General features: G+C 75.1%; 7 protein-coding genes. 5 read left to right on the forward strand and 2 right to left on the reverse strand.

All coding sequences use genetic code 11. The annotated features are described in order from the left end of the window. Positions 1-646 precede the first annotated feature (646 nt). Together ABIC70_RS18290 and ABIC70_RS18295 are read left to right on the forward strand one after the other, a co-directional pair. Positions 647-826, forward strand: coding sequence for a hypothetical protein (locus ABIC70_RS18290; RefSeq protein WP_043355788.1), 180 nt, complete (start codon positions 647-649; stop codon positions 824-826). Positions 827-1,062: 236 nt separating this feature from the next. After that, positions 1,063-2,103, forward strand: a complete 1,041-nt coding sequence (locus ABIC70_RS18295; RefSeq protein ID WP_287091227.1) for an AraC-like ligand-binding domain-containing protein — start codon at positions 1,063-1,065, stop codon at positions 2,101-2,103. Positions 2,104-2,629: 526 nt separating this feature from the next. On the opposite strand, the gene ABIC70_RS18300 is transcribed toward ABIC70_RS18295, so the two are convergent. Both ABIC70_RS18300 and ABIC70_RS18305 read right to left on the reverse strand, forming a co-directional pair. Beyond that, positions 2,630-2,773, reverse strand: coding sequence for a hypothetical protein (locus tag ABIC70_RS18300; protein WP_167380411.1), 144 nt, complete (start codon positions 2,771-2,773; stop codon positions 2,630-2,632). A gap of 455 nt (positions 2,774-3,228) precedes the next feature. Continuing rightward, complete coding sequence (locus ABIC70_RS18305; protein ID WP_043355801.1) at positions 3,229-3,525, reverse strand: hypothetical protein; 297 nt, start codon at positions 3,523-3,525, stop codon at positions 3,229-3,231. A 634-nt stretch (positions 3,526-4,159) separates the two neighbouring features. Here ABIC70_RS18305 and ABIC70_RS18310 point away from each other — a divergent pair. Genes ABIC70_RS18310 through ABIC70_RS18320 form a run of 3 tightly spaced genes read left to right on the forward strand, consistent with a single transcriptional unit; the run spans position 4,160 to position 11,484 of the window. Further along, positions 4,160-5,269: an ATP-binding protein gene (locus tag ABIC70_RS18310; protein ID WP_043382316.1), complete on the forward strand. Its 1,110-nt coding sequence runs from the start codon at positions 4,160-4,162 to the stop codon at positions 5,267-5,269. After that, positions 5,266-7,566 carry a DUF5682 family protein gene (locus ABIC70_RS18315; RefSeq protein WP_354440464.1) on the forward strand — a complete coding sequence of 767 codons (2,301 nt, stop codon included), beginning with the start codon at positions 5,266-5,268 and terminating at the stop codon, positions 7,564-7,566. Before ABIC70_RS18310 ends, ABIC70_RS18315 begins: the two co-directional genes overlap by 4 nt. A gap of 48 nt (positions 7,567-7,614) precedes the next feature. Beyond that, positions 7,615-11,484 carry a DUF4132 domain-containing protein gene (locus ABIC70_RS18320; protein WP_354440466.1) on the forward strand — a complete coding sequence of 1,290 codons (3,870 nt, stop codon included), beginning with the start codon at positions 7,615-7,617 and terminating at the stop codon, positions 11,482-11,484. Positions 11,485-11,497 lie beyond the last annotated feature (13 nt).

The raw sequence follows: 11,497 nt of genomic DNA on the forward strand, positions 1-11,497 counted from the left end.
AGCGAGACCTTCTACAGCCAGGCGCCCCTGCGCTGGGGCGATTACGTCGCGAAGGTCGCGGTGGCGCCGGTCTCGCCCGAACTGACCGCGCTCACGGGCGCCGCCCTGAACGTCAACGGCCAGCCGAACGGCCTGCGCGAGGCGGTCGCGGCCTTCTTCGCCGCGCAGGCGGGCGTCTGGGAAATCTGGGCTCAACTCCTCACCAATTGCGAGACGATGCCGGTCGAGGACGCCTCGGTCCCCTGGCCCGAGGCCGAGAGCCCCTATCGCCCCCTGTGGCGCGCATCACCGTGCCGCGTCAGGAGGCCTGGAGCGACGCGAAGGCGCGGGCTCGCGATGACGGCCTCGTCCTCCGTCCTTGGCACGACCTCGCCGCCCATCGTCCGCTCGGCGCAATCATGCGCGCGCGCCGAGTGGTCTATCCCCGCTCGGCCGGCTTCCGGGCCGAGCACAACGGCTGCCCGATCCACGAGCCGGGCAGCGCGGCCGCATTCCGGGTCTGGATGCTTGCACGGGCATGCCCGAGGTCCGCGGCCGATTCGCGCCGCTCCCGTCCGGGCGGGAACAGGGCGGGCCGGGGGCGGTTCTCGAAGGCAAGCCGGCATGGGCCGGCACGTCGAGAATCCGATCGGGATCCAGGAGAGCCATGACCAGCCGAACCGTTCAATCCGCCCTGCTCGCTCTCGCCCTCGTCGCCGGCAGCGCCGGGATAGCCGCCGCGCAGAGCACGCCCAACGGCAACACCTCGTCCCCCGGCGCCCCTGCGGGCGACAACAGCACCGGCAACGGTGCCACCGGCAGCGGCGCAGCCCCGAGCGGACGGTAACGGGGCTCGACCATCAGGATCGCAGTCCGCGATCCTCACAACCGTGTCCCGTCCCGTCCCGCGGCCGACCGGCCTGCGGGACGTTCCACCTCCGGTACCGGATCCCGCAGGACAGGACGAGCCCGGAGCGCAGAGTCCGGTGTTTGGAACGGAGTGCCACTTTTCTAAGCAGCAGGAATCGCCATACTGGCGGCGGGGCCGATGCCATGTGCGCGGTCCGGACCACAACACGGGCGATGCGACCAAAACCGATCCTGCTGCTCACGGGTGAGAGCCCCGGTCATCGTCAAGCCGACGATTGGCGCGACGCCGTCGCGCCGTTTTGGGACTTCACGATCCGCAAGGAAGATCTGTCCGATTTCCGCGGTCAGTCGCGGGTTCGGCACCTCGGCACCGCGATCGTCTGCAGCGCCCGCGCCTCCGGGCTCCGGTTCGTGCGCGAGCGTGGCCTGGTGGCCCGGATGGGCGTCGATCACATCGTCGCCCACATGCGTGTCTCCGGACAATCGAGGGTGGCGGTCAGCGGCAGGGAGCAGGATTGCGCGCCGGGGGACATCTGCCTGTTCGACCTGTCGCGGCCCCTCTCCGCCGCCTCCACGGATTACGAGGCGATCACGGTCGTCCTGCCGCGGCCGCTCTTCGGCGTCCGGCAAAGCGCGCTCGACACCCTGCACGGGGCGGTGATCCGGGGTGCGACGCCGTTCGGCCGGATGCTCACCGACCACCTGCGCTCCCTCAGCACGCACGCGACCGGGTTCTCGGAGCCGGAGGCCGCTGCGGCAGCTGAGGCCACGGCGGCGCTGCTCGGTGTGGCGGCCTTGGGCCTGCCGCAGGAGGATGGGGGCGTCCAGCCACTCGAGCGGGCCCCCCTGCTCGTCGCCATCCGGCGCTTCATCGAGGCCGAGCTTGCGTCCACGGACCTGACCGCCGAGGCGATCGGGCAGCGGTTCGGCGTCTCGCGCAGCGCCCTGTACCGGCTGTTCGTCCCCCTCGGGGGCGTGTCCGGCTATATCCGGCAGCGCCGGCTCGCCCGCGCCTATCGGGACCTCGCCGCCGGCGACGGGCGCTTCGCCCGCATCTCCGATGTGGCGTATCGCTGGCGGTTCGAGAGCCCCGCACATTTCACCCAGGCCTTCCGCGCAGAGTTCGGCTGCGCCCCTCGGGATGTCCGCGCGCAGGTCGCGATCGAACCCGGAAAATCGTCGGGCACAGAGCCGCCGACCCCGTCGGAGACCTGGACCGACTTCTACGATTGGGTTCTCAAGCTGGCGGCCTGAGCGGATTCGGGCTCCGAACCGCGTGCCCCGGCTCCGGCGGGCGCTCTGGAGCCGCGATGACCTCCGGGATTCGGCAGCGGCACCCGCGGGTGTCGATCCCGGCCTCTCAGGGCACCTCCCGTGGCGCTGCCATCGGGCGATCTGCATGGAAGCAGCCGGGATCGCCTCCCCGGCGCTGCGGCTTCAGCCTTGCCCGATCCCGTCCGGTAGCCTGCCGCCGGCCCGGCGGCAGCGTCGTCCAGCCGATGGAGCCGCGCTGCGACGCACTGCCCGCCGGGACCTTCCGGTTCCTGCGGCAGGGGGGCGCCGGTCTGGTGCGGGGGATCGATCCTGGTTCGCTGAATGATGCGGCGTCGCCCCGATCGAGGCCGCCCGCGCCGGTGAGGCGGGCCGTGGCTTCGCCGTGGTCGCCGCGGCGAAGGTGACCGCCGGAATGGCCGCCCGGACGACGGACGAGATCGGCGGCCGGATCGCCGCGATCCGGGCGGCGACCGAACGGGCCGGGCCGGGGCGGCGGCGGTCTCGCTCAGGCCGGGAGGATGTGCAGCATCCCGCCGACCATGCCGAGAGCCCCCATGCCGATCAGCCCGACGGTGATGTACAGCCGCATCCGGCTCGCGTCGGCGGCCGACGACGGGGGGATGTCTTCGGGCAGGTCGGACCAATCCATCAGGTGAGCATAGCCGGTCGGGTGGGCGGGAGGCGCCGCCCTAGGCCGGCCCGATGACGGCTGGATGACGGGGCCGCCGCAGCGGCACAAGCCCCGGCCATGCTGCCGCCGCGATGCCGCCGCAATGCGCCGCCGCGGTGCCGCGACGGCTTCACGGGCAGAACGTTCGCTGCCCGGGCGCGCAGGGGGACGGCGCCCCCGTCCTCGAATCCCGGCGTCTCCGGCAGGTCGACGGCCTTCATCAGGGCCCTGCGACCGGCTCCGCCTCGACCTGGGCCATCGCGGCCCCGCCCTTCGATCGCCGTCGCCGTGGCGGGGATATCGTTGCGCGCGCCGTGCTCCATGGGGCCGCCGCATTGCGCGGCCCGTCCGGTTGCCGCCCCCGCCTGTCGCGGCTGGGGCTCCGGCTTCAGGGGCGGGATCGTGGGCCGGATCCCGCCCCGGCATGAGGCGAATCAGCGACGGTCCGGGGCTCCGGCCGCGCCGCCGGCCTTGTCGCCGCCCGGCTGGAAGCCGGCCGCATTCGGCGGTCCCTTCATCCGGCCGTCCTGTTTCGGCATCTCCGAGCCCGGTGATCCGGTCGTCGTGCCCGTCGTCGTCCCCGTCGTCGCGCCCTTCCCCGTCTCGTCCTTGCCTGTATAGCCGGCCGCATTGGGCGAGCCCTGCATGCGGGGGCCGGTATTCTCCGCGGCCGTGGCGGCCGCGCCCGTCGCCAGGAGGCCCGCGACGGTCAGGCTGATCAACGTCTTCATGTGTGAATCCTCGGAACGCTTCCCCAGGCTGCCTCTCCCGGGCCTGTCGGGAGCAACGCGGCCGGACGGATCCCGTTCACGTCCCCGGGATCGGGGTTGCGCGAGCGCCGGGCCTGCGGGGAAATACTTGCTGCGATGCAATATTTCCGCGTCCGAGAAGGCGCGGCGCGCGTTTCGCGGAGTGATGTATTGATTTATCTTCGGGCTTGCGCGGGCTTGAACAATTGCAATCCACAGCAGAATCTGATTGAATATTCGTATACGTCGCGTCCTATCGTGGTGACTGAATTCGCTTGTGGCCTCTCGGGCTGCGCGAGGAGGTCGAACATGTACGCTTTGGCCAAGACCAAAGAGAGAACCGACTGGGAGCTGGTCGTCGTCTTCGGTGGCTGGATCGTCTTCGAGATCGCGATCCTGACGTTGTGCTTGGTGTCGATGTAGACGCTCTCGGAAAGACATCCGTTCTGGCCCGTCCGGTGCCGTGCGGGCCGGCCGGACGCATGCGCTGGGCCACCAATGCTTGGAGATGCTCGGAGATGCTCGGAGGCGCTTGAGAGACATGCCCGTGCCGGGGCATGCTCTGCCGATCGCAGGACACGCCGACAGGATCGGCGCGACGGCAGGGGACGGGTGCATGGCGAAGGCGGTGCGGGCGGGCGGCGATCGCGAGGCGCGTCAGAGACCCCCGGCCGAGGACGTCCACGCTGCGGAACTCGCCCGCCTGCGGGCCGAGGATTCGGCGCCGCGGCCGCCCGGCTGGCAGCTCTCGCTCCAGGCCGTGCGGCGCTTCATCTGCGGTGACGGCGCGACCCCCGCCAAGGTGGTCTGCGCGCCCGCGCTGGTGGAGCGGGCCATGGTCACCCTGGCGACCTCGCGCGCCCTCCTGCTGATCGGGGAGCCCGGGACCGCCAAGAGCCTGCTCTCGGAACTCCTCGCCGCCGCGATCAGCGGGTGCTCGACCCTGACGATCCAGGGCGGTGCGTCGCTGACCGAGGACCAGATCCGCTACGGCTGGAACTACGCGCTGCTCGTCGCCGAGGGGCCGAGCCCCCGCGCCCTGGTGCCGGGCGCCCTCCATACCGGCCTCAGCGCGGGGCGGATCGTCCGCTTCGAGGAGCTGACCCGCTGCCCGCTGGAGGTGCAGGACAGCCTGCTCTCGGTCCTGTCCGACCGGGTGCTCGCCGTGCCGGAACTCACCGGCGCGGACGGGATGGTCTACGCGCGCGACGGCTTCAACCTCATCGCCACCGCCAACACCCGCGACCGGGGCGTGAACGAGATGTCGGCGGCCCTCAAGCGCCGGTTCGGCTTCGAGACCGTGTTCCCGATCGCCGATCTTGAGGCCGAACTCGCCCTGGTGCAGCGCGAGGCCACCGCGCTTCTGGCCCGCTCCGGCGTGCCCCGCAGCCCGGATCCGGAGGTGCTCGAACTCCTCGTGACCTGCTTCCGGGAACTGCGCGAGGCCGTGGATACGGAGGGCACCGGCATGGAGCGGCTCTCCTCCGTGATGAGCACCGCGGAGGCGGTCAGCGTCGCCCACGCCATCGGGGTGAAGGGCCATTTCCTGCGGGGCGATGCCGGCCAGCCGGAGGACATCGTCGCCTGCCTCGCCGGCACCGCCGCCAAGGACGACGCGGAGGATCTCGCCCGCCTGCGCCGCTATCTCGACCAGCGCGTCAGCCGCCGCTCCGGCGCGGCGTGGCGCCAGCTCTACGCGGCGCGGCACCTCCTCACCCCGCAATGAGCGGTCCCGCGCCGGATTCCGGCCGCCTGACCGTCATCGGCGTACGCCACCATTCCCCGGCCTGCGCCGGGCTCGTCCGGCGCACGATCGCGGCGTTGCGGCCGGCCTTGGTGTTGATCGAGGGTCCGGTGGACTTCAACCCGCACCTGCCCGACCTCGCCCTCGGCCACGACCTGCCGGTGGCGATCTTCTCGTTCCGGGCGGATGCGACCGGCAGCGCCGCCTCCTACACGCCGTTCTGCGCCTTCTCGCCGGAATGGCAGGCGCTGGAGGCGGGCCGGGCGGTCGGTGCCCAGACGCTGTTCTGCGACCTGCCGGCCTGGGACCCGGCCTTCGGACGCCGCGCCAACCGTTACGCCGACCCGCACGGGGCCCGCGCCGAGGCCGCCGAGCGGGCGCTGGCCGCCGCCCTCGGCGTCGCCGACCAGGACGCCCTCTGGGATGTCCTCGCCGAGGCGGCCTCCGAGGCGGAGCTGCCGGCCCGGCTCGACCGCTACTTCGCCCTGTTGCGCCCGCCGGGCACGGACGATCCCGCCGAGGCGGCCCGCGAGCGCTTCATGGGCGCCTACGCGGCCCACGCCCTGCGGGCGGCCGGCGACCGGCCGGTGGTCCTCGTCTGCGGCGGCTGGCACGCGGACGCCGTCCGGCGCCACGCCGCGCAGGCGGACGGGACCCGGCCCGAGCCGGCGCCGCCGGAGCCGGACCTGCGCACCGGCAGCTACGTGGTGCCCTACGCCTATCTCCGGCTCGACCGGTTCTCGGGCTACGCGGCCGGCATGCCGGCCCCGGGCTACTACGAGCGCGTGGCCGAGGCGGGTCTCGCCCCCGCGGCCGACTGGGCGATGACGGCGATCACCGCGGCCCTGCGCGAGGCCGGGCAGGTCGTCTCCACCGCCGACCGCATCGCTTGGCGGGTCCATGCCGAGGCCCTCGCCCGGCTGCGCGCCCATCCGGCGATCCTGCGCGCCGACCTGATCGACGCGGCTCTCGCCGCCCTGGTGAAGGACGCCCTCGACCGCCCGCCCGCCTGGGCGGGCGGCGGCGCCGCGCCCGGCCACCCCGCGCTCGCCGCGATGCTGCGGGCGCTCACCGGCCGGCGCGAGGGACGCCTCGCTCCCGGCACCCGGCAGCCGCCCCTGGTGGCCGACGTCGCCGAGCGTCTGCGCGCCGCCGATCTGGAGCCGGGGCCGGCGCGCCGCAGCATCGACCTCGACTGGGCCGAGCCGGGCGACCGGGCGCGGGCGCACCTGCTGCACCGGCTGGCGCTGCTCGGGCTGCCGGGGATCGCCCGCGAGGGGCCGGACCGCGCCGAGCCCGGCCTGCCGCGGGAGCGCTTCACGCTCGTGCGCCACCCGCACTGGCTCGGCGCCCTGATCGAGGCCTCGCTCTGGGGCGGCACCCTGGAGATGGCCGCCGCCGCCCGGATCTCCGCCCGGGTCGAGGCGGCGCCGGATTCCCTCGCCGTTCTCACCGGGGCCCTGTCCGACGCGCTGTTCGCCGGGCTGACCCTGGAGGGCGATCTGCTGGCCCGCTTGAGCGCCGGCATCGCGGCGGCGCACGACGTGGCCGCTTTGGGCGCCGCCGGGGCCGGGATCGTGCGGCTGTACCGGTTCGGCGACGCCTTCGCGCCTTCGCGGCCCGCCCTCGCCCGCCTCTGCGCCGCTCTGGCGGCCCGGGCGCTCTTCGTCGTCGAAGGCATCCGGGAGCCCCGCGCGGGGCTCGGCGCCATCCCGCTGCTCCTCGCCTGCCGCGACCTGTTCCGCGAGGTCGGCGCCGAGGTTGCGGGCCTCGACGAGCTGCGCGCGCCCTTCGCCGCCATGCTCGGCCGGCGCCTCGCCGACCCGGAGACGCCCCCGGCTCTCGCGGGGGCGGCCCTCGGCTTCCGGGTCGCCTGCGGCGCGGCCGGCTCGGACCCGGAGGCCGCCCTGTCCCGGCTGCGCCGCTTCGGCCTGCCCGCGACGCTGGGCGACTTCCTCGCCGGCCTGTTCGCCCTCGCCCGCGAGGAGATCGCCGCCGACGCCACCCTCGCCTCCGTCAAGGGGCTGGTGGCCGCCTGGGGCGATGAGGATTTCCTGCGGGCGCTGCCGTCCCTGCGGATGGCCTTCGCGTGGTTCCCGCCCCGGGAGCGTGAGCGCATCGCCGTGGCGATCCTGCGCCGGAGCGGCCTCGGCGAGGCCCGGGCCGAGGTCGAGGCCCTGGCCTGGATGCGCCAGCGCGCCCGCCCGGCCGATCAGGCCGAGGCCCTGGCCCGCGAGGCGCGGGTCGCCGCGCGGCTCGCCCGCTACGGGTTGACCTGAGACGCGACAAGGAAAATTTTACCGCCGCGCCACGGGGGAGAGGACTGCATGCAGCGTTACGAGCTGACGGCGGGATCATCGGCGAAGTTCTGGGAGGCCGGGACCGAGGACAGCGTTCTCATCGTGAGATTCGGCCGGCTCGGCACGCAGGGGCAGTCCAAGACCAAGAGCTTCGCGAGCGCGCAGGCGGCTCGGGTCGAGCTCGACCGGCTGGTGCGGGAGAAGACCGCCAAGGGCTATCGCCCGGCCGGCGACGCCGCACCGGCTTCGGCCGCCGGGGCGACAGCCCAGGCCACGATTGCCCAGGCCACGGTTGCCCGGGCCGCCGATTCCGAAGCCGCCGAGGCCTCGCCGGCCCCCGCCGCCCGGGCGGAGGCGCGCTGCACCCCGGCAACCGGCGGCGCCCCGATCTTCTCCGGCACGCCCCTGCCCACGCGCACCCGCCCCGGGCCGCCCCTCGACGCCGCCGCCGACTGGGCGGCCTTCGCGGCGCGGATCCGCCCGCTGCTGGAAACCGCTCCCGACGAGGCCCGCGCGCCGGCCGAGGCCCTCGCCGCCCGGCTCGACGGCGCGCCGCCGGCCCCCGACCACGCCGCGGCCCGGCACTGGCTGGAGCAGCTCGAGGCGGCCTGCCCGGCGCTGAACCAGCGCCTCTGGGGTGCCAAGCCCGGCCCGCAGGGGCCGGCGGCCCGGGCGGCGTTCACCCATTTCGCCCGCTGGCTCGTGGCCCGCTCCGGCACCGGGACGCTCGTGGCCCTGTTCGACCGGCTGCAGCCCCGCCCCTCCGGCCGGTACGGCTCCCTGCCGGTCTCGGCCTGGGACATGCCCACCGCCTTCGGCGTCCGGGCCGCCCTGGCCGCCGCCCCCGAGACGGAATACGCGGCGGCCCTGGAGGCGGCCCTCCGGCTCGCCGCCGCGGAGCCGGAGCCGACCCTCGCCCGCTGGCTCGCGGCGGTCTTCGCGGACGACCGGCCCGGCGCCGACCATGCCCTCTGCGCCCGCGCGGTGCTTGGGCGCTGCGACCCGCCGGATCCCAAGGCCTACGGCAATTCCCACGCCGCCCTGCCGCTGATCGTCGACGTGCCGCCGAGCCAGGCCGCGCCCTGGTACGCCGCGCCGTTCCACCGGGCGACCCTGGCGACCTGCGATGTCGGGGCCGAGGAGGCCGCCGCCACGGTGATCGCCAGCGCCGACGCGGCCGGAGAGCCGGCCACCCCCGCCCTTGTCTGGCTCTTGGAGGGAGCGGTCGGCCCCGAGCGCACGCTCATCGCCCGGGCGCTCCTGGAGACCCGGGCCGCCGACGCCCTCGACGCCCTCCTACCCTTCGTGGGCACCAAGCTGGTCCGCGACGCCCTCGACGCCGCAGACGCGGCCTTCCCCGACTGGATGCTGCGGGCCTATCTCGGGGCGCTCCATGGCAAGGGGGAGCCCGCCTTCGGCCCGCGGGTCGTCACGCTCGCCGAGCGCCACGGACATGAGACCGCCCGCGCCTGGGCGGCGGCCGACGGGGGCCGGGGCGCGGGGCGCCTGGACCGGCTGCTCGCCGCCGGCAGCGGGCCGCAGGCGGCGCCGGAGGCCCTGCCGCCCGTGCTCCGGGACCCGCCCTGGCGGCGGCGCGGGGCCGCGCGCGCCCGGCCGGAACGGGTGGTGGCGCCGATCCCGACGCCCTTCGCGCACGGCTTCGACCCCGAGCAGGCCCTCGACCGCAGCACCTTCTACTTCCAGGCCGGAACGCTTGTGGAGGCCATGACGGACCTCGCGGCGCGGATCTGCGCCACCGAGGCGGAGGCTCTCTACGACATGCCGATCCCGCCGCCGGCCGAGCCCGTGCCGGCCGCCGACGCGGATCCCGCGGCGGCCCTGGCCTGGCTCGACCGCCGGCTCGACCTCACCCGCGAGCAGTTCACGGGCTTCTTCTACTTCAACTACGGGCCCTGGTTCCGGATGGTCGGGTGGCAGCCCGAGCCCCTGGCGCTGATGCTGTGGGAGCAGACCGGGCCGCAGCGCGCCCATTACGTGGCGTGGCGGCGCACCATCGCGGTGATGCTGTCCCGCTTCGGCGAGCGGGCCGTGCCCGGCCTCGTCCGCCTCGTCGCGGCGGATCCGGCGCAGCTCCTGCCGGAGGTCGAGCCGGTGGACGCCGCCGACCTCGCCCCGGTCGCCGCCCGGGTCTTCCACCGCACCCGCAAGCTCCGGCCGGCCGCGGCCGCGTGGCTGCGCGCCCATCCCCGCACCGCGGCGCTGCGGCTCCTGCCCGAGACCCTCGGGCCCGCCGGCCCGGACCGCGACGCCGCCGACGCGGCCCTGCGCTTCCTCGCCGCCGAGCCCGCGGGGCGCGCCGCCCTCGACGCCGCCGTCGCGGCCTATGCGGAGCGGGATCCCGGCGTGACCGAGGCGGTGGCCGCCGGGGTCGACAGCGACCCGCTGGAGCAGGTGCCGGCCAAGCCGCCGAAGCTCCCCGACTGGGTGGTCCCCGCCGCCCTGCCCCGCCCGGTCCTGCGGAGCGGCGGCGCCCTGCCCGACGCCGCCGTCACCGCCCTGTGCGAGATGCTCGCCTTCTCGGACCCGCTGACGCCCTACGCGGGCGTCGCGCAGGCCCGCGCCGCCTGCACGCCGGAGAGCCTCGACGCCTTCGCGGTCGCGCTGTTCCAGTCCTGGATTGCCGCCGGCGCCAAGGCGACGGGGGAATGGGCCCTGCAGGCGCTGGCCCTGATCGGCGGCGACCACGCCGCCCGCGACCTCACCCGTCAGATCCGCGCCTGGGGGCAGGCCGGCCTGAAGCCCCGCGGCCGGGCCGGCATCGCCGTGCTCGCCGGGATCGGCACCGACGTGGCGCTGATGAACCTCAGCGCCATCGCCGAGAAGAGCCCGCTGCTGCAACTGCGCGAGGCTGCCCGCGCCGCCATCGTCGACGCCGCCGAGGCGCGCGGCCTCGACGAGGTCGACCTCGCCGACCGGCTCTCCCCCGATCTCGGCCTCGACGCCCGGGGCGGGCTCGACCTGTCCTTCGGGGAGCGCCGGTTCCGGGTCGGCTTCGACGAGACGCTGAAGCCCGTCCTGCGCGACACCGAGGGCCGGCGGCTCGCCGCCCTGCCCCGCCCGACCAAGGCGGACGATCCCGAGGCCGCCAAGGCGGCGTCCCGGCACTGGGCGACCCTGCGCAAGGACGCGGAAGCCGCCGCCGGCCTGCAGGTCACCCGGCTCGAGGCCATGCTGGCGTCCCAGCGCCGCGTCGCCCCCGGGGTGTTCTGGCCGTTCTTCGCCGCCCACCCGCTGATCCGCCACCTCGCCGGGCGCCTCGTCTGGGGGCTCTATCCGGACGGTGCGCCCGCGACGCCGCCGGGGCACGTCTTCCGCCTCGCGGAGGATCTCTCGCCGACCGACGCCGCGGACGACGCCCTCGCCCTCGACGTCGCGGCGGCCGAGGGCGTGGTCGGCCTCGTCCATCCCCTGCACCTCGACCCGGAAGCGCTGGCGGCCTGGAGCGGCTTGTTCGCCGATTACGAGATCGCCCAGCCCTTCCCGCAACTCGCCCGCGAGACCTTCGCGTTCACCGAGGCCGAGCGGGGCGGCGCCGAGACCCTGCGCTTCGACGGAATCCGGGTGGGCGGCCGCCGCCTGCGCGGCCTGCGGCCCCAGGGCTGGTCGACCGACACCGGTGGCGAGCACGTCCATGCGGTGCAGCGGCCGGTCGCGCTGCCCGACGGAACCCGCCTCGTCGCGGTCCTGCGCTTCGAGGACGGGTTCTGGCACCGGCCCGGCCCGGAGGGCGACGGGATCCAGACGCTGCGGACCCTGACCCTGTCCGAGACCGGCTGGCGCGCCGCGGCGACCCACCGGTTCGGCGACCTCGATCCGGTGACCGCCAGCGAGGTCCTGCGCACGCCGAGCCTGCTCGCCGCCGCCGGCGACGCGTGAGAGGGAGACAGCC

Source organism: Methylobacterium sp. 1973 (assembly GCF_040545035.1).
Taxonomy (GTDB): Bacteria; Pseudomonadota; Alphaproteobacteria; order Rhizobiales; family Beijerinckiaceae; genus Methylobacterium; species Methylobacterium fujisawaense.

What these genes read in the sequence shown, in the direction of transcription:
- ABIC70_RS18290 (WP_043355788.1), top strand. Translation starts at nt 647, where the DNA reads ATGACCAGCCGAACCGTTCAATCCGCCCTGCTCGCTCTCGCCCTCGTC.
- ABIC70_RS18295 (WP_287091227.1), top strand. Translation starts at nt 1,063, where the DNA reads ATGCGACCAAAACCGATCCTGCTGCTCACGGGTGAGAGCCCCGGTCAT.
- ABIC70_RS18300 (WP_167380411.1), bottom strand. Translation starts at nt 2,773, where the DNA reads ATGGATTGGTCCGACCTGCCCGAAGACATCCCCCCGTCGTCGGCCGCC.
- ABIC70_RS18305 (WP_043355801.1), bottom strand. Translation starts at nt 3,525, where the DNA reads ATGAAGACGTTGATCAGCCTGACCGTCGCGGGCCTCCTGGCGACGGGC.
- ABIC70_RS18310 (WP_043382316.1), top strand. Translation starts at nt 4,160, where the DNA reads ATGGCGAAGGCGGTGCGGGCGGGCGGCGATCGCGAGGCGCGTCAGAGA.
- ABIC70_RS18315 (WP_354440464.1), top strand. Translation starts at nt 5,266, where the DNA reads ATGAGCGGTCCCGCGCCGGATTCCGGCCGCCTGACCGTCATCGGCGTA.
- ABIC70_RS18320 (WP_354440466.1), top strand. Translation starts at nt 7,615, where the DNA reads ATGCAGCGTTACGAGCTGACGGCGGGATCATCGGCGAAGTTCTGGGAG.